The sequence below is a fragment of the Enterococcus mundtii genome, assembly GCF_002947535.1.
Classification (GTDB): Bacteria; Bacillota; Bacilli; order Lactobacillales; family Enterococcaceae; genus Enterococcus_B; species Enterococcus_B mundtii_B.
The window spans coordinates 1-18741 of sequence record NZ_PUAP01000031.1 but is presented as its reverse complement, the minus strand read 5'-3'; the positions used below and the strand labels follow the sequence as shown (position 1 = coordinate 18741).

Below are 18741 nucleotides of genomic sequence, written 5' to 3'. Positions count from 1 at the left end.
CGTGGAGAAAGAAACACAAAATGGAAAAGCAGCTGTCTTAGGGTTACAGCATTTATTAGCGATGTATGCGGGAGCAGTTGCTGTACCGTTATTGATTGGTACGGGTTTAGGGTTTAATCAAGAACAAATGACTTATCTTATCTCGATCGATATTTTCATGTGTGGGTTAGCAACCCTCTTGCAGTTGACTGTCAATCGCTTTTTCGGGATCGGCTTACCAGTTGTTTTAGGTTGTGCGATCCAAGCCGTTGCACCGTTGATTTTGATCGGTAGCACAGAAGGTGTCGGTGCGATCTATGGCTCGATCATCGCATCAGGGGTTTTTGTTGTGCTAGTTGCTGGTTTCTTTTCAAAGATCAAAAAGCTTTTTCCGCCGATTGTTACTGGAACTGTGATTACAGTGATCGGATTGACATTGATTCCTGTAGCTATCGAAAAAATGGGTGGCGGTAGTGCAACTGCACCTGGCTTTGGTGATTTGACGAATTTATTATTAGCGTTTGTCACGATCCTACTGATCGTTGGTGTGCAATTATTAGGCAAAGGGTTCATTCGATCCATTGCGGTTTTGATCGGTCTGATCGGAGGAAGTGTCTTAGCTGCCTTTTTAGGTAGAATCGATTTAGGAGCGATTGGACAAGCCCCCGTTTTCCACGTGCCACAACCATTTTACTTTGGAAAACCGACATTTGAAATCTGGTCGATCTTATTGATGATCATCATTTCAATGGTGAGCATGGTTGAATCAACAGGCGTCTATTTTGCCTTAGGAGATATCACTGGGCAAAAAGTCGGCGAAGAGCAGCTGAAAAAGGGCTATCGAGCAGAGGGCTTAGCCGTGATCTTAGGTGGTATTTTTAACACGTTTCCTTATACTGGCTTTTCGCAAAATGTCGGGTTGGTACAACTTTCAGGGATCAAAACGAGAAAACCCATTTACTTTTCTGCTTTCTTCCTGATCATCTTGGGTTTATTCCCTAAAATCGGTGCAGTTGCTCAGATCATTCCTGAACCAGTCCTTGGTGGCGGTATGTTGGTCATGTTTGGGATGGTGGCGATCCAAGGAATTCGGATGTTGTTAGAAGTGGATTTTACAAATGACAAAAATTTACTGATTGCTGCAGTGTCGATCGGTTTTGGTTTAGGCTTCAATTTGATGCCCGAACTCTTCAGCCAGTTGCCTGAAACGGTTCAAATGTTTACAGGAAACGGGATCGTTATGAGCAGTATCACAGCAATCGTTTTGAACTTAGTTTTTAATGGATTGAAACAAGACGAGAGAATCATTAAAGAAGCATTGAAATAATATAGATCACTTCACAAAAAAGAGCGAGTAATGAATGAGGTCAGGACAGAAGTGTTTAGCCTCGAGAAATAAGGCGTCCTCCACGAAAATTGTTTTTCAAATTTTTGTGGAGGACGCCTTATTTTCGAAGAGGTTACTTTTTCCCGGCGTTTATTTAGTTTTAGGTGGTGCGAGAAGACGACTGTCCCAGACGAATTTTTTGTAGCATAGTCATGGACAGATTCACCCTGCATTTTGGATGCATGAAGAAAAAAGTGTTATATACTAAAAAAACAAATGATTTGGATTGGAAAAAACTTGATTTCAACTAGCAAGATTCAATTTTAAAAAATACGAACAATAAACCTTTTTATCTGTTTTTCATTCGAATTTATCTTGATTTACAGAGGGGCGATTGATAAAATATGAGTGAATACAAATCGAGAGGAGAAACGTATGGCTGCAAAAATTTCTGTAATAATGGGGAGCATCTCGGATTGGGACACAATGAAACACGCATGCGAGATCATCGAAGAATTTGGCGTTTCTTTTGAAAAGAAAGTAGTTTCAGCACATCGAACACCGGATTTGATGTTTTCGTATGCAGAAGAAGCTCGAGAAAAAGGTATAAAAGTAATTATTGCAGGTGCAGGGGGGGCGGCCCATTTACCTGGAATGGTTGCTGCAAAGACGACACTACCAGTTATTGGTGTTCCTGTACAAAGCCGAACATTGAATGGATTAGATTCTTTGCTATCCATTGTCCAAATGCCAGGTGGCGTTCCTGTGGCGACGACAGCGATTGGAAAAGCAGGCGCAATTAATGCCGGTCTACTTGCGATACAGATGCTTTCAATGTATGATTTAGAGTTGGAGGCTGCATTAGCGAAACGACGCGCAATGTCGGTTGAATCTGTAATAGAAAGTAGTGATCAACTTGGTTAAACCATTATTACCAGGCTCGACGATCGGAATCGTCGGTGGTGGACAGTTAGGTCGCATGATGGCGATCAGTGCAAAAGAAATGGGATTCAAAGTCGGTGTACTTGATCCGATGAATGATTGTCCGGCTGCTCAAGTAGCGGACTGGCACATTGAAAGTTCCTACGATGATACATTTGCTTTAGAAGAACTTGCAAGACGAACTGAGGTTATCACCTACGAATTTGAGAATGTCAGTGTGGAAGCGTTGAATGCGATTTTGCCGATGTCATTTATTCCCCAAGGAACAGATTTGTTGGCGATCACGCAAGATCGTCTACTAGAGAAATCATTTTTAGAAACAAATAACATCGTGATCGCTCCACATGCAACAATCGTCAGTCCGACAGATATCCAAGATGCGATCGACGGTATCGGTTATCCTTGTGTCTTGAAAACAACTCGAGGCGGATATGACGGTAAAGGGCAATATGTACTGAAGAGTCGAGCGGACTTAGCTCCTGCGATGGATCTTTTAAGAGAAGGAACTTGCGTATTAGAAGCTTGGATTCCCTTCGAAAAAGAACTATCGATCATGGTCGCAGGCAATGGGCAAGGCCAATATACAACCTTCCCAGTTGTTGAAAATATCCACCGTAATAATATTCTCCATGAAACGATTGCTCCAGCGACTGTTTCAGCGGATGTGATCGAAGAGGCAGAAAGAATTGCTAAAGTGATCGCTGAAGCAGTGAGTTTGTCGGGTGTACTTGGCGTTGAAATGTTCTTGACGAAGACTGGTGGCTTGTATGTGAATGAATTGGCACCGCGTCCACACAATTCAGGACATTACACCTTAGAAGCCTGTGGAATGACGCAATTTGATGCACATATCCGTGGGATTTGCGGTTGGCCTTTACCTAAAAAAGTACCATTATTAAGTGACGCAGTCATGGTCAACGTTTTAGGTGAGCAACTCTTAGAAAGTTACAATTTGATTGCGAAAAAACAAGATTGGAAATTCCATTTCTATGGCAAGAAACAAGCGAAAAAAGGTCGTAAGATGGGACACATCACGATTTTGACAGAAGATATCGAGTCGACATTGAAAGAAATCGAAAAAACGAATATTTGGGACTAAAGGAGAATAGTTGATGTTAGAACGTTATACACGACCTGAAATGGGCAATATTTGGACAGAGCAAAATAAATATCAAGCATGGTTAGAAGTAGAAATACTTGCAGATGAAGCTTGGGCAGAATTAGGAGAAATACCTAAGGAAGATGTAGCGAAAATTCGTGAACATGCGTCTTTTGATATCGCTCGTATCTTAGAGATCGAGCAATCGACGCGCCATGATGTCGTTGCTTTTACTCGAGCGGTTTCAGAAACACTTGGCGATGAAAGCAAATGGGTCCATTATGGGTTAACAAGTACAGATGTGGTTGACACAGCTTATGGGTACCAAATCAAACAAGCCAATGATATTTTGCGTGAAGATTTGAAACGCTTCACAGCGATCATTGGTGAAAAAGCAAAAGAACATAAGTATACAGTCATGATGGGACGTACGCATGGTGTACATGCTGAGCCAACGACCTTTGGACTGAAGTTAGCTACTTGGTACTCTGAGATGAAACGTAACATCGAACGTTTTGAACATGCAGCAAAAGGCGTAGAAGCTGGGAAAATCTCTGGTGCGGTTGGTACATTTGCGAATATTCCTCCGTTCATTGAAGAATATGTCTGCGAAAAATTAGGTATCCGTGCGCAAGAAGTATCGACGCAAGTCTTGCCACGCGATCTACATGCCGAATATTTTGCAACGATGTCATTGATCGCGACAAGTATCGAACGTTTTGCTACTGAGATCCGTGGACTTCAAAAATCTGAAACACGAGAAGTTGAAGAATTTTTTGCCAAAGGACAAAAGGGCTCATCTGCTATGCCACATAAACGTAACCCGATCGGTTCAGAAAATATGGCTGGCTTAGCACGAGTGATCCGTGGGCATATGATCACGGCTTATGAGAATGTTTCCTTGTGGCACGAAAGAGATATCTCCCATTCTTCTGCAGAGCGGATCATTCTACCTGATACAACGATCCTACTTGATTACATGTTGAACCGTTTCGGTAATATCGTCAAAAATCTAACGGTGTTCCCAGAAAACATGAAACGCAACATGGATGCAACCTTTGGCTTGATCTATAGTCAACGTGTCATGTTGAAATTGATCGATAAAGGCATGACCAGAGAAGAAGCTTATGATCTTGTTCAACCTAAGACGGCATATGCTTGGGATAACCAAGTGTCCTTCCGTCCGTTACTTGAAGAAGACGAAGCAATCACTTCTGTTTTGACACCAGAAGAAATCGCAGAAGCATTTGATTACAACCACCATATGAAAAATGTGGATGTCATATTTGAACGTGTCGGTTTAGCATAAACCGTTCAGCTAATAATGTCTGTTAAAAACTATAGCGACATTTTATGAAAGACGAACGATCATTCACTAAAACTATTTTTTTAAAATTCAAGAAAAAAAGAACATCCTTCAGATCGATTTTCTGAGGGATGTTCTTTTTGGTCTAAGCATAAGCCATTTGCTGACCCAAATTGAAATGTTGTGAATGTAGAAGATTCAATAATGTTTCGACAAATGTGTAGCCGAACTCTTGCTGATCGAACGTCACGCGTAAACGATAATGATGCTTGAACAACTTTTGCTCGTGGATCTGTTTGATCACTAATTCATGGTTATTTTGTGTCAAATAATGGAATGTTCGTTTTCGACACTCCGATTGTCGTTTTGCTGCACGACGTAGTTTTCTAAAGGTATAAAAGCTTCGATCCTTCATGCAGGCATCAACATTTTTGATAGCAAGCAGATCATTATACAAACGTGATTTTTCTTCAACAGATAAATCGAGTAAAAAGCGTTGGGCAGACGTACTTGGATCTTCCATTTAGTTACCTCCTTGAAACCTCTAACTGTTTTCTTTAAATCTACTATATCACCAATCAATAAAAGTGTAAACGCTTCTTAACGAAGAACAACTATTCTTAATAAAAGTACTAAAGACGAACATTAAATGTTTTTAATGATTCAAATGTACACTTTTATGTTGATTTGCTTCTTGACCCTTGGTAAAATTTAAAGTGAAAAGACGAACAAATAATGTGTGCTGATAAAACAACGTTAATAAAACAAGGAGTCGTAGACATGGAAAAACAGAATTTGCTCTATGAAGGAAAAGCAAAAAGAATGTTTAACACGAATGATGAAACTGTCTTGTGGGTGGAGTATCTAGATCAAGTGACTGCCCTCAATGGTGGAATGAAAGACCAAATGCAAGGAAAAGCAGAATTGAACAATCAAATCACAAGTGCCATTTTTGAATACTTAGCAAACCAAGGAATCAAAAATCATTTTCTTGAGAAATTATCAAAAACCGAACAATTGATTAAAAAACGGTCGATCATTCCTTTAGAAGTAGTCGTGAGAAATATTTCAGCTGGAAGTTTTTCAAAACGTCTAGGAGTAAAAGAAGGACAAGCATTACCGACACCAATCGTTGAATTTTACTACAAAAAAGATGAATTAGATGACCCGTTCATCAATGATGCCCATATTGCTTTCTTAGAGTTAGCAACTTCGGAAGAGATAGCCGAACTAAAAAAACAAGCTTTACTCATCAATGAGCAGCTGACCGAACTATTCAAAAAAATCGATTTACAATTAGTCGATTTCAAAGTGGAATTTGGTCGAACGGATACAGGAGAAATCGAATTAGCAGATGAAATCTCCCCAGATACTTGTCGTTTGTGGGATGTTGCCACTAATAAACATATGGATAAAGATGTCTATCGACGAAAGATCGGCGATATTCTTCCTGTCTATCAAGAAGTACTTGATCGTTTAAATCAATTATCAATCGAAAATAAAGGAGAATAAATCATGTATTTTGTAAAAGTGTACGTAACATATAAGGACTCAGTATTAGACCCACAAGGAGAGGCAGTTAAAAATGCGGTTCATCGTTTAGGCTACGATACCATTGAAGACATTCGGATCGGGAAATATTTTGAGATCCAAGTCTCAGCAAGTGAAGAAGAAGTAGAAGCAACGATCGAAGCGATTTGTGATCGCTTATTAGCAAATGTCAATATGGAAACGTATCGTTATGAAATCAACAAAATGGAGGAAGTTTAGCATGAAATTTGCCGTGATTGTTTTTCCTGGATCAAATTGCGATGCGGACTTGCTTTGGGCGATCCGTGATGTGATGGGCGCAGAAGCAGACTATGTTCGTTATGATGAAACTTCTCTTAAAGGGTATGACGGAGTATTGATCCCTGGCGGCTTTTCGTATGGCGATTATTTACGTTGTGGGGCGATTGCTCGTTTTTCAACGATCATGGATGAAGTGATCCGTTTTGCTGAAGAAGGAAAACCTGTTTTTGGTACGTGTAACGGATTCCAAGTGTTGACGGAGGCTGGATTATTACCAGGTGTATTAAGAAGAAATGATTCACTGCGTTTTATCTGTAAATCAGCTCAACTGAAAGTCAATAACCAAACATCCTTCACTTCAGAGTACGGCGAAAATGAAGTGATCCAGTTGCCGGTGGCACACGGTGAAGGCAATTATTTTTGCGATGAAGAGACACTTCAAGAACTGATCGACAACAACCAAATCGTGTTTACATACGAGGGAGAAAATATCAACGGCAGTGTGGCTAACATTGCAGGGATTACAAATAAAGCTGGAAATGTGCTAGGGATGATGCCTCACCCAGAACGAGCAATGGAAGCATTGCTTGGCTCAGAAGATGGCAAACGTTTCTTTGCTTCGCTATTGAAGAATTTCGGAAAGGTGACTGCATAAATGAAAACGATGATGGAGCCAACTGCATTAGAAATCAAAGAACAAAAGATTTACACGCAATGGGGACTGACGGATGAAGAATACCGGATGATCGAAGAAGACATCTTAGGTAGAATGCCTAATTATACAGAGACTGGTCTGTTCTCAGTCATGTGGAGTGAACATTGTTCTTACAAAAACTCGAAGCCAATCTTAAAAAAATTCCCAACAAGTGGGCCGAATGTCTTACAAGGACCTGGTGAAGGGGCGGGGATCGTCGATATTGGAGACGGACAAGCAGTAGTCTTTAAAGCAGAAAGTCACAATCATCCTTCGGCAGTCGAACCTTATGAAGGCGCAGCAACTGGTGTTGGGGGCATTATTCGCGATATTTTCAGCATGGGCGCACGTCCAATTGCTTTACTCGATTCCCTGCGTTTTGGCGAATTAGATAATCCTCGCACAAAATATCTTTTAGAAGAAGTTGTTGCCGGTATCGGAGGGTACGGTAATTGTATCGGCGTACCGACGGTTGGTGGTGAGATCGCCTTTGATCCTTGTTACGAAGGAAATCCATTGGTAAATGCCATGTGTGTTGGGCTGATCGATCATAAAGATATCCAAAAAGGACAAGCATCAGGTGTGGGCAATTCAATCATGTATGTGGGTGCTAAAACCGGTCGTGATGGTATCCACGGTGCGACATTTGCTTCCGAAGAGTTTAGTCAAGAAGAAGAACAACAACGTTCAGCTGTGCAAGTGGGCGATCCTTTTATGGAAAAATTATTGTTAGAAGCTTGTTTAGAATTGATTTTGGACCACGCAGATATTCTGGTCGGTATCCAAGATATGGGTGCGGCAGGACTTGTTTCATCTAGTTCAGAAATGGCTTCAAAAGCAGGCTCTGGTTTGGTATTGACCTTGGATGATGTCCCACAGCGTGAATCACAGATGACGCCTTATGAAATGATGTTATCTGAATCGCAAGAACGGATGTTGATCTGTGTGAAGGCAGGTTCAGAAGCACGTGTCCAAGAGCTATTCCAAAAATACGATTTAGACGCGGTAACGATCGGAAAAGTAACGGATGATGGGCAGTACCGTTTGTATCATCATGGAAAAGAAGTAGCCAATCTTCCGGTAGATGCCTTAGCAGAAGATGCACCTGTTTACCATAAAGAGATGGTTGAACCTGAACGCATGGCAAAATTCCATGAATTAGGGCAATATCAACCAGTGATCGATGACCCAAATAACGTGTTGCTAGATTTATTGCAACAACCAACGATTGCCTCAAAACGTTCGATCTATGAAACTTACGATTCTCGTGTCCAAACGAATACAGTCGTTGCTCCGGGTAGTGATGCCGCAGTCTTGCGTATTCGTGGCACAAAGAAAGCGTTAGCGATGACGACGGATTGTAATGCTCGTTATATTTATCTAGATCCAGAAGTTGGCGGCCAGATCGCTGTTGCAGAAGCAGCACGAAACATCGTCGCGAGTGGTGGGCAACCATTAGCCATCACGGATTGTTTGAACTATGGTTCTCCAGATAAACCAGAAGTATTCTGGGAGTTAGCATACTCAGCTGATGGGATTGCCAAAGCCTGTGAAGTATTGGAAACGCCTGTGATCTCAGGGAATGTTTCTTTATACAACGAAACCGATGGGCAAGCGATCTACCCAACGCCGATGATTGGTATGGTCGGATTGATCGAAGCGCACGAACATATCACTACCCAAGAGTTCAAACAAGCGGGAGATTTGATCTATGTGATCGGCCAGACATTTGCAGACTTTAACGGTAGTGAATTACAAAAGCTACAGCTAGGTAGAATCGAAGGAATGATGGAACATTTTGATCTAACTACCGAAAAAGAAAACCAGACCTTGATGTTAGAAGCAATCAAAGCTGGACTGATCCAAAGTGCGCATGACTGTGCAGAAGGTGGGTTAGCGGTAGCTATCGCTGAATCAGCGTTTACAAATGGATTTGGTGTATCAACGACAGTTGATCTGCCAGTTGCTCAACTGTTTTCTGAAACACAATCACGTTTTGTCGTATCAGTAACAAGAGAAAACCAACAAGCATTTGAAAAACTAGCTGGTGATCGTGTGACATTTCTTGGTCACGTGACGGAAGAAAAACAATTAGTGGTACAAGCAAGTGATGGAAGCATTGACTTGGCAGTCGCTTCTGCGAAACAGTCTTGGGAGGAAGCAATCGAATGTCTTATGAAGTAAGAAGTATCAATGAAGAATGTGGAGTGTTCGGCGTCTGGGGACACCCTCAAGCCGCTAACGTCACTTATTTTGGTTTGCATAGTTTGCAGCATCGTGGGCAAGAAGGCGCTGGTATCGTATCGAATGACGATGGGAAATTATATGGTCACCGTGATCTTGGGTTGCTTTCTGAGGTCTTCAAAGATCCAAGAAAACTAGCTTCTTTATCTGGACAAGCCGCAATCGGTCACGTTCGCTATGCCACCGCTGGCAATGGCAGTGTGGATAATATCCAACCTTTTTTATTCAAGTTCTACGATCAATCGATCGGGTTGGCTCATAACGGCAATCTGACCAATGCTCGCTCTTTGCGGACCTCTTTAGAAAAAGATGGTGCGATCTTTCATTCCAATTCAGATACAGAGATCTTGATGCATCTGATCCGTCGCAGTGACGAAGAAACATTCTTAGATAGATTAAAAGAAGCCTTAGCTGAGGTAAAGGGCGGATTTGCCTACTTATTATTGACAGAAGACGCAATGGTGGCGGCACTAGACCCTAATGGTTTTCGTCCCTTAGCCATCGGTCAAATGAAAAATGGCGCATATGTCATTACTTCTGAAACTTGTGCGTTGGAAGGAATCGGTGCGCGTTTCGTACGCGATGTCTTGCCAGGAGAAATCGTGATCATCAATGATGAAGGGTATACGATCGAACAATACACGACAGATACTCAACTGACGATCTGTTCCATGGAATATATTTATTTTGCACGTCCGGATTCTGATATTGCAGGGATCAATGTTCATACGGCACGTAAAAATATGGGAAGACGTTTAGCACTTGAAGCGCCGATCGAAGCGGATATGGTCGTTGGTGTGCCCAACTCCTCGTTGTCAGCAGCCAGCGGCTATGCTGAAGCAAGTGGTATCCCTTATGAAATCGGCTTGGTGAAAAATCAATACGTTGCACGTACGTTCATCCAACCAACCCCAGAATTAAGAGAACAAGGAGTGCGGATGAAACTTTCAGCGGTTCGGGGTGTTGTGGAAGGGAAAAAAATCATTATGGTCGATGATTCGATCGTTCGTGGCACCACTAGTCGAAGAATCGTCAACTTATTGAAAGAAGCTGGAGCAAGGGAAGTCCATGTGCGGATCGCATCGCCACCATTGAAATATCCATGTTTTTACGGGATCGACATCCAAACGAGAAAAGAACTGATCGCAGCGAATCATTCAATCGAAGAGATCAGAGAATGTATCGGCGCAGATTCGTTGGATTTCTTAAGTGAAGAAGGCTTGATTGGAGCAATCGGTCTGCAAAAAGATGCCCCTTATTCAGGCTTATGTATGGCGTATTTCAACGGTGATTATCCGACACCGCTTTATGATTACGAAGAAAAATACCAAGAATCTTTAAAAGAAAAATTATCATTTTTTTAACCGGAGCAAACGGGAGCAAACGAAGGGAGCAAGCAATCAAATGGGTAATGCTTATGCAAAAGCAGGTGTGGACGTAGAAGCGGGCTATGAAGTCGTGGATCGTATCAAAAAACATGTGAAGAAAACAGAAAGAATCGGTGTGATGGGCACATTAGGCGGCTTTGGTGGCTGCTTTGATCTTAGTGGTTTCCAATTAAAAGAACCTGTCTTAGTTTCCGGAACAGACGGTGTGGGTACTAAGTTAGCTGTAGCTATTGCCGCAGATCGCCATGAAACGATCGGTATCGATTGTGTCGCGATGTGTGTCAATGATATTTTGGCACAAGGTGCAGAACCGTTATACTTTTTAGATTATTTGGCAACAGGTAAAAATGATCCAGAACGTCTAGAAAAAGTCGTAGCAGGCGTTGCCACTGGCTGTGTTTCAGCAAACATGGCATTGATCGGTGGAGAGACAGCAGAAATGCCAGGTATGTACCAAGGGGATGATTATGATCTGGCAGGTTTTGCGGTAGGAATCGCGGAAAAAGCACAATTGATCACTGGTCAATCGATCACAACAGGTGATATCTTGTTAGGTTTACCTTCTAGCGGTATCCATTCAAATGGCTATTCTTTGGTTCGTAAAATCTTTTTAGAACAGCAAGGATTTTCATTAGAAGAAACGATCGAAGGGTTGGATGCACCCTTGGCAGATGTATTGCTCGAACCAACAAAAATCTATGTTGCGACGTTATTACCACTAATCAAAGAAGAGAAAATCAAAGGTGCGGCACATATTACAGGTGGTGGATTCATCGAAAATATTCCAAGGATGTTACCAGAAAATGTGGCTGCCAACATCGAGTTAGGCACTTGGCCAGTTTTACCGATCTTCGATTGTTTACAAAAATATGGTGAAATCCCTGCACATGAAATGTATGAGATCTTTAACATGGGCATTGGAATGGTCATTGCAGTTGCTCCTGAAAATGCGAGTGAAATCATTGATCAGATCCGCAAATCCGGCGAAGAAGTTTATCAAATCGGACAAGTCGTACCGTTTGAGGAGCAAAAAGTCGTGATCGCAGAGGGAAAAAAATGAGAATTGCTGTCTTTGCTTCAGGAAATGGCAGTAACTTCCAAGCGTTGGTCGATTATTTTAAAAAGAACCGACTTTCTGCGACAATCGAGTGGTTATTTTGTGATCAGCCGCAAGCCTATGTTTTGCAACGGGCAAAAAAAGCGCAAGTTGCTGTTACTTGCTTTTCGCCGAAAGAGTTTGCTTCAAAAACAGAGTATGAGCAAGCGATCCTTGAAGAATTAGCGACCCGAGAAATCGATTTGATCGTATTAGCTGGTTATATGCGAATCGTTGGCGAAGGCTTACTGTCAGCTTATGAAAATAAAATGATCAATATCCATCCTTCATTATTACCGAATTTTCCCGGTCTTCATGGGATTCGCGATGCTTTTGAAGCAGGTGTGGAGGAAACAGGTGTGACTGTCCATTATATCGATCGTGGTGTGGATACTGGTCCAATCATTCGTCAGGAGAAAGTGATGATTGAAAAAGAAGATACATTAGCTACATTGGAACAAAAAATCCATCAGATCGAACATCGGATCTTTCCAGAAGTAATTGCAAATATAGTGAATATGGGAGATGTAAAAAAATGACAAGAGCGTTAATAAGTGTTTCAGATAAAACTGGGGTCATTGACTTTGCGAAAGGACTGCGTGCTGCCGGTATAGAGATCATTTCCACAGGTGGAACTAAAACAGCTTTAGAAGAAGCGGGAATCGAAACGATTTCCATCGATGAAGTAACTGGTTTTCCTGAAATGATGGATGGCCGAGTGAAAACCTTACATCCAAAAATCCACGGAGGATTGTTAGGACGTCGAGATAGCGAGAGTCATATGGCAGCGATGGAAAAAGAAGCCATCCAACCAATCGATGTCGTCTGTGTCAATCTTTATCCCTTCAAGGAAACGATCTTGAAGCCAGAGACCACTGAAGCAGACGCAATCGAAAATATTGATATCGGTGGACCGAGCATGTTGCGAAGTGCTGCGAAAAATCATGCTTTTGTGACGGCGATCGTTGATCCACTTGATTATGAGGTCGTCTTAGCAGAGATCCAGCAAGAAGGTCAGACCACCCTTGAGACACGTAGAAAGCTAGCAGCAAAAGTTTTCCGCCATACGGCTGCTTATGATGCATTGATCGGTCAATATCTCACAGAAGCTGTGGGTGAAAAAGAACCTGAGAATCTAACCCTTACTTATACGCGCAAACAAGACCTTCGCTATGGTGAGAATAGCCATCAAGAAGCAGCATTTTATCAAGCGGCTTTACCAACGAGTTATTCGATTGCAAGTGCGGTACAATTGCACGGCAAGGAACTTTCTTTCAACAACATCCGCGATGCCGATGCCGCATTGCGCATTATGAGAGAGTTCACGGAACCAACTGTCGTTGCGTTGAAACATATGAATCCGTGTGGGATCGGAAGTGGCGAGACGATTTTCTCTGCGTGGGAAGCTGCTTACGCTGCTGATCCAGTGTCGATCTTTGGCGGTATCATCGTATTGAATCGTGAAGTCGATTTGGTTAGTGCACAAGCAATGACTCAATTGTTTTTAGAAATCATTATCGCTCCTAGTTACAGTGAAGAAGCACTTGCTGTACTGAAAACGAAGAAAAATCTCCGCTTGTTGCAAGTCGATTTCTCAAACGTGGAGGGAAATGCTAACGAAATGGTCTCTGTCTTAGGAGGTTTACTGATCCAACAAGATGATAATGCAATGGAAGAACCAGAAAGTTGGACTGTAGTAACCGATCGTCAACCCACGAAAGAAGAGCAAGCAGCGATGGTTTTTGCTTGGAAAGCGGTCAAACACGTCAAATCAAATGCAATCGTCGTGGCAAATCAACAACAAACCCTCGGTATCGGTGCCGGTCAAATGAATCGTGTAGGGTCAGTCAAGCTTGCCATCGAACAAGCGGGAGACAAAGCAGAAACGGCAGTTCTTTCTAGTGATGCCTACTTCCCGATGGATGATTCTGTCGAATATGCTGCGAAGCATGGCATCAAAGCAATCATCCAGCCGGGAGGAAGTATCAAAGATCAAGCATCGATCGATATGGCAAATAAGCATGGTATCGCAATGGTATTTACCGGCGTACGTCATTTTAGACATTAAGAAGGAGTGAATAAAATGAAATGTTTAGTGATTGGCTCGGGGGGACGAGAACATGCAATCAGTAAAAAACTTACAGCTAGCCCGTTAGTCGAAGCGGTGTATTGTGCACCTGGAAACGCAGGAATGAAAAAAGATGGGATTCGATTGGTGGATCTTGTTGAAACGGATCATGAAGGATTGATCGAATTCGCTCGATCTGAAGGGATCACTTGGACATTTGTAGGTCCAGAGATCCCTCTACTCAATGGGATCGTTGATGATTTCCAAGCAGCTGGACTAGCGATTTTTGGTCCAACAAAAGCCGCAGCTTTGATTGAAGGTTCAAAGAGTTTCGCCAAAGATCTCATGACACGTCAAGGTATTCCTACCGCAGAGTCACAAACTTTTACAAGTTTTGATGAAGCAAGGGAATACATTGAAGCAAAAGGTGCGCCAATCGTTATCAAAGCAGACGGATTAGCAGCTGGAAAAGGTGTGGTTGTGGCAGAAACGCTGGAAGTCGCTGTCGCAGCCGCTTCAGAGATGTTAGAAAATGATCGGTTTGGTGTTAGTGGACAACGAATCGTCGTGGAAGAGTTCTTGTCAGGAGAAGAGTTCTCTTTGCTTGCTTTTGTTCGTGATACAGAAGTTTATCCCATGGTGATCTCACAGGATCACAAGCGAGCCTATGATGGAGATCAAGGTCCAAATACTGGCGGAATGGGCGCCTATACACCGGTACCTCAAATTCCACAAGCCATGGTTGATCAAGCGGTCGAAGGTGTGTTGAAACCAGCAGTGCGAGGGATGAAAGACATAGGACGGTCATTCACTGGTATTTTATATGCAGGTTTGATTGCTACACCAGACGGTCCAAAAGTCATCGAGTTCAATGCTCGGTTTGGTGACCCGGAAACACAAGTCGTTTTGCCGCGACTCAAAAGTGATTTAGCTGAAATCATTGACCGCCTACTAACAGGAAAGTCGGTTGAGTTGACATGGGAAACAGAAGGCTATCACTTGGGCGTAGTCGTTGCTGCGGAAGGCTATCCGGAAAATTACCAAAAAGGCGCCTTACTTCCGGATTTTTCAGCTGATCGAGAAGTTTCAGTTTATTATGCTGGAGTGAAGGAACAAGAAAAAGAATTAGTAGCAGCAGGTGGTCGAATTTACCTGGTGGAAGCAAGCGGTCAAACGATCGAAGAAGCACAAGAAAAAATATACTCTGTTTTAAAAGTCAAGAATACTGATCATACATTCTATCGGAGAGATATCGGCTCAAAAGCCTTGGTACAAAAGTAAAAGGCATATAAAGAAATAAAACTATTTTTTGCCGAAAAGGAAAAATAGTTTTATTTTTTTTGAAGCCTTTTCATGGTGGTTATGGTAAAATCGAGTTGGTAAGAAAGGATGAGATTTGATGAAAAAGATTCGTTTAGGTACTTCTGACCAGCTCGTATCCTCAGTCATTTTAGGCTGTATGCGTTTGAATGGTTCTGAGCAACCTGAAAAAGTGATTGAAACAGCTTTTGAAAATGGCATCAACTTTTTTGACCATGCGGATATTTACGGTGGTGGGGACTGTGAAACGATTTTTGCTCAAGCGTTAGCAAAAACTTCGCTAAAACGGGATGATTTATTTATCCAAACGAAATGCGGGATCGTACCAGGAAAGATGTTTGATTTCTCAAAAAAACACATCATTCAATCAGTTGAAGATAGCTTGCGTCGATTAAATATGGATTATGTTGATGCGTTGTTACTTCACCGTCCGGACACGCTAGTTGAACCAGAAGAAGTAGCTGAGGCGTTTGATGAGTTGGAACAATCTGGTAAGGTTCGTTTCTTTGGCGTGAGCAATCAAAAGCCAATGCAGATCGAGTTATTGAAAAAATATGTGAACCAACCATTACTGGCGAACCAATTACAATTTGGTCTTAAACATTCCGAAATGATCGATCAGGGAATCCATGTGAACATGACGGACCAAGCAAGTATTGACCATGATGGCAGTATCTTAGATTATTCTCGTTTACATGAGATGACGATCCAAGCGTGGTCTCCTTATCAATATGGTTTCTTTGAAGGTGTGTTCATTGGGAATGAAAAATTTCCTGAATTGAATCAGTCGTTAGACGAACTGGCAGAAAAATACCAGACGACACCAACCGGCTTAGCTTCAGCGTGGATCTTGCGTCATCCTGCAACTATGCAGGTGATTGCTGGAACGATGAATCTGACAAGAATTGAAGAAATCGCGAAAGCATCTACGATCGATATGACACGAGAAGATTGGTATGCATTGTATCGTGCTGCTGGCAATATTTTGCCATAAAACATAAGATATCCTTAACCGGCTCTCTGTTTTTGTATGAGAAAGAGGGTCGGTTTTTACAAAAAAGAAAAAACGATGAGTAGCATCGAAGAAAAGAGGAGAATCAATGGATAAGCACCTAAAGAAATTATTACAAAATGAGAGAGACTACTTATACACCGATTTTAGTTCATTACATAAAACACAACAAAAACTATACAATGAGATCAACAAAGAGCAAAATAACTTATTGAATAACTTCCCAGCTAATGAAAGACAAGCCAAAAACCTCGTTGACCGAGTCAACACTTATGATGACAAGGTGAGAACGTGGGTGGCAAATGCCATGAGAATGGAAAAAATGGAACAGCATATCCGTGCGATTCGTTCAAAACTACATGGTGGAATCAATAAACCAAGCAAAACATTCGAAAGAATCGGTTATCAGGAGAATTCAGCAAGAATCATGCTTGAAAAACGCAATGAACAATTTTATCCAAAAATGTTCCATGAGTTGATTTCAAAAACCAGTTCCTTCCATGGCCCAAATTTCACTTTTACGGTGGGTGAGGCAAAAATTCCAGAACCGGTCGATCTAAATCTAAGTAAAAAGACACTTCAAACAAGAAAAGACCGTTTGACATCTGAATTTAAAGACCTGCACAACGAATCGAACAAATGGAAAAACAAACTAAATGGCTTAACACAAGAAGTAATAAAGAATAGTATTGATTTAGAAAATCCCGATTATCGAAGAGAGTTTAAAAGAGCCTTGAAATCTCATCATTCAATTGAACATGTGGCAGCCCCAATCGTTAATTCGATCGACTCCTTACATTCAAGTATGTTGAATTACGCAGACAGTCTGATCCGTCTACATAAAAAAGAGGGAGAACTCTTTGAAACCAGAAAACAAATCAATGATAAAGAACAGTATGTCAATGGTAGCAAGACGCTGAAAAAATTGGGTTATGAGCGTGGGCAGGCGTTAGCGGATCTAAAAGCAGTAGGTAAAGATTACTATACTCCTAAGTTACTGTCAGCAATCGACTATACACGAAGTTTGGGCGCAGAAGTGCTAAGAACGGTTGATGTGCACAAAATCGTAGAAACCGATAAAAAAGTACAACAAGTATCTCAGTTGAAAGCGAAAGGCTCTTTCGCAGATCGTACGAAACGTGCGAAAAAAATGGCGGGAGATTTCCAACAAAATCGTCCGACAACAAGTAACCATGAAAAAAGTCGTTAGAATATATTGTGATGCTTCAAACAAAAGTGTAAAGTAAAATAGTAAAAAGCGAACATTTCAAGATGTTCGCTTTTTTACGCAAGAAAACTTAATTAAAGTTAAAATGCAACTTTTTTATGAAAAAAAGCTTGATTTTTTATTGGAATTACGTTAAATTACTTGAGGTGCTAAAAATAAGCACGTAAAAAGTAGATAATGTTCGTGTTTTTTACGAATATAAAATCGAGAGGACGATATGATGAAAGTATTTGATTACGAAGATATTCAACTGATTCCTAATAAATGTATCTTAAACAGCCGTTCAGAATGTGATACAACTGTGACTTTAGGTTCACATACATTTAAAATGCCGGTTGTACCAGCAAATATGCAAACGATCATCGATGAAACGATTGCGGAATTTTTAGCTGAAAATGGTTATTTCTATATCATGCATCGTTTTGAAGAAGAAACACGAATCCCCTTTATCGAAAAAATGAAAGCAAGAAATTTAATTTCTTCTATTAGTGTAGGCGTGAAAAAGGACGAGTATACTTTTGTAGAAGAATTGGCAGAAAAATCGCTTGTGCCAGATTATATTACAATTGATATTGCCCATGGACATTCAAATGCTGTGATTGCGATGATCCAGCATATCAAAAAGCATTTACCAGATACGTTTGTCATTGCAGGGAACGTTGGGACACCAGAAGCCGTTCGAGAATTAGAAAACGCTGGAGCAGATGCAACGAAAGTCGGCATTGGCCCAGGAAAAGTATGTATCACAAAAATCAAAACTGGTTTTGGTACTGGTGGCTGGCAATTAGCGGCACTAAGATGGTGCGCGAAAGCTGCCCGCAAACCTATCATTGCTGACGGTGGCATCCGCACGCCTGGAGATGTGGCGAAATCAGTACGTTTTGGCGCGACGATGGTGATGATCGGTTCATTGTTTGCAGGACACGAAGAATCACCAGGCGAAACAAAAGTAGAGAACGGTGTCGTTTACAAAGAATATTTTGGTTCGGCATCTGAATTCCAAAAAGGCGAAAAGAAAAATGTCGAAGGTAAGAAAATTTGGATCCAACACAAAGGATCTCTAAAAGACACGTTAGTTGAAATGCAACAAGACTTACAATCTTCGATTTCTTATGCTGGTGGCCGTGACTTAGAATCAATTCGTAAAGTTGATTACGTCATCGTCAAAAACTCGATTTTCAATGGAGATACGATTTAATTTGAAGTAAAAGAGGTCGGGACAGAAGTGTTCAGCCTCGAGAAATAAG

General features: G+C 41.5%; 17 protein-coding genes. 16 read left to right on the top strand and 1 reads right to left on the bottom strand.

Annotation, left to right across the window (positions count from 1 at the left end):
* Window position 1: 1 nt before the first annotated feature.
* The 4 genes from CUS89_RS10775 to purB all read left to right on the top strand — a co-directional run bounded on the left by CUS89_RS10775 (window position 2) and on the right by purB (window position 4656).
* On the top strand, window positions 2–1306 hold the full coding sequence (locus CUS89_RS10775) for a nucleobase:cation symporter-2 family protein (protein WP_065096819.1): 1305 nt from the start codon (window positions 2–4) through the stop codon (window positions 1304–1306).
* A gap of 435 nt (window positions 1307–1741) precedes the next feature.
* Window positions 1742–2230: a 5-(carboxyamino)imidazole ribonucleotide mutase gene (purE, locus tag CUS89_RS10770; RefSeq protein ID WP_065096818.1), complete on the top strand. Its 489-nt coding sequence runs from the start codon at window positions 1742–1744 to the stop codon at window positions 2228–2230.
* Window positions 2223–3347: a 5-(carboxyamino)imidazole ribonucleotide synthase gene (purK, locus tag CUS89_RS10765; protein WP_179948054.1), complete on the top strand. Its 1125-nt coding sequence runs from the start codon at window positions 2223–2225 to the stop codon at window positions 3345–3347. Before purE ends, purK begins: the two co-directional genes overlap by 8 nt.
* A gap of 13 nt (window positions 3348–3360) precedes the next feature.
* Window positions 3361–4656, top strand: coding sequence for an adenylosuccinate lyase (purB, locus tag CUS89_RS10760; protein WP_104872132.1), 1296 nt, complete (start codon window positions 3361–3363; stop codon window positions 4654–4656).
* 142 nt (window positions 4657–4798) lie between these two features.
* Here purB and CUS89_RS10755 read toward each other — a convergent pair whose 3' ends face one another.
* Window positions 4799–5176: a hypothetical protein gene (locus tag CUS89_RS10755; RefSeq protein ID WP_104872131.1), complete on the bottom strand. Its 378-nt coding sequence runs from the start codon at window positions 5174–5176 to the stop codon at window positions 4799–4801.
* Between the two features lie 257 nt (window positions 5177–5433).
* Between CUS89_RS10755 and purC the strand changes: the two genes are divergently transcribed.
* From purC to guaC, 12 genes are all read left to right on the top strand, one after another.
* Window positions 5434–6165 (top strand): phosphoribosylaminoimidazolesuccinocarboxamide synthase, encoded by a 732-nt coding sequence (gene purC, locus CUS89_RS10750; protein WP_104872130.1) that lies wholly within the window; start codon window positions 5434–5436, stop codon window positions 6163–6165.
* 3 nt (window positions 6166–6168) lie between these two features.
* Window positions 6169–6423 (top strand): phosphoribosylformylglycinamidine synthase subunit PurS, encoded by a 255-nt coding sequence (gene purS, locus CUS89_RS10745; RefSeq protein ID WP_065096816.1) that lies wholly within the window; start codon window positions 6169–6171, stop codon window positions 6421–6423.
* 1 nt (window position 6424) lies between these two features.
* Window positions 6425–7099 (top strand): phosphoribosylformylglycinamidine synthase subunit PurQ, encoded by a 675-nt coding sequence (gene purQ / locus CUS89_RS10740; protein WP_104872129.1) that lies wholly within the window; start codon window positions 6425–6427, stop codon window positions 7097–7099.
* On the top strand, window positions 7100–9322 hold the full coding sequence (gene purL, locus CUS89_RS10735) for a phosphoribosylformylglycinamidine synthase subunit PurL (protein ID WP_104872128.1): 2223 nt from the start codon (window positions 7100–7102) through the stop codon (window positions 9320–9322).
* Window positions 9307–10746 carry an amidophosphoribosyltransferase gene (gene purF / locus CUS89_RS10730; RefSeq protein WP_104872127.1) on the top strand — a complete coding sequence of 480 codons (1440 nt, stop codon included), beginning with the start codon at window positions 9307–9309 and terminating at the stop codon, window positions 10744–10746. The genes purL and purF overlap by 16 nt, the downstream gene beginning before the upstream one ends.
* A gap of 40 nt (window positions 10747–10786) precedes the next feature.
* Entirely contained in the window at window positions 10787–11830 is a 1044-nt protein-coding gene (purM, locus tag CUS89_RS10725) for a phosphoribosylformylglycinamidine cyclo-ligase (RefSeq protein ID WP_104872126.1), read from the top strand.
* Window positions 11827–12405 carry a phosphoribosylglycinamide formyltransferase gene (gene purN, locus CUS89_RS10720; protein ID WP_104872125.1) on the top strand — a complete coding sequence of 193 codons (579 nt, stop codon included), beginning with the start codon at window positions 11827–11829 and terminating at the stop codon, window positions 12403–12405. Before purM ends, purN begins: the two co-directional genes overlap by 4 nt.
* On the top strand, window positions 12402–13934 hold the full coding sequence (gene purH, locus CUS89_RS10715) for a bifunctional phosphoribosylaminoimidazolecarboxamide formyltransferase/IMP cyclohydrolase (protein ID WP_104872124.1): 1533 nt from the start codon (window positions 12402–12404) through the stop codon (window positions 13932–13934). Before purN ends, purH begins: the two co-directional genes overlap by 4 nt.
* A 15-nt stretch (window positions 13935–13949) precedes the next feature.
* On the top strand, window positions 13950–15215 hold the full coding sequence (purD, locus tag CUS89_RS10710; RefSeq protein ID WP_104872123.1) for a phosphoribosylamine--glycine ligase: 1266 nt from the start codon (window positions 13950–13952) through the stop codon (window positions 15213–15215).
* A 118-nt stretch (window positions 15216–15333) separates the two neighbouring features.
* A complete protein-coding gene (locus CUS89_RS10705) occupies window positions 15334–16248 on the top strand; it encodes an aldo/keto reductase (protein ID WP_104872122.1) in 915 nt (304 codons plus the stop codon).
* Between the two features lie 106 nt (window positions 16249–16354).
* A complete protein-coding gene (locus CUS89_RS10700; RefSeq protein WP_104872121.1) occupies window positions 16355–17476 on the top strand; it encodes a hypothetical protein in 1122 nt (373 codons plus the stop codon).
* A gap of 238 nt (window positions 17477–17714) precedes the next feature.
* On the top strand, window positions 17715–18692 hold the full coding sequence (gene guaC, locus CUS89_RS10695; RefSeq protein WP_104872120.1) for a GMP reductase: 978 nt from the start codon (window positions 17715–17717) through the stop codon (window positions 18690–18692).
* The last annotated feature ends 49 nt before the right edge of the window (window positions 18693–18741 follow it).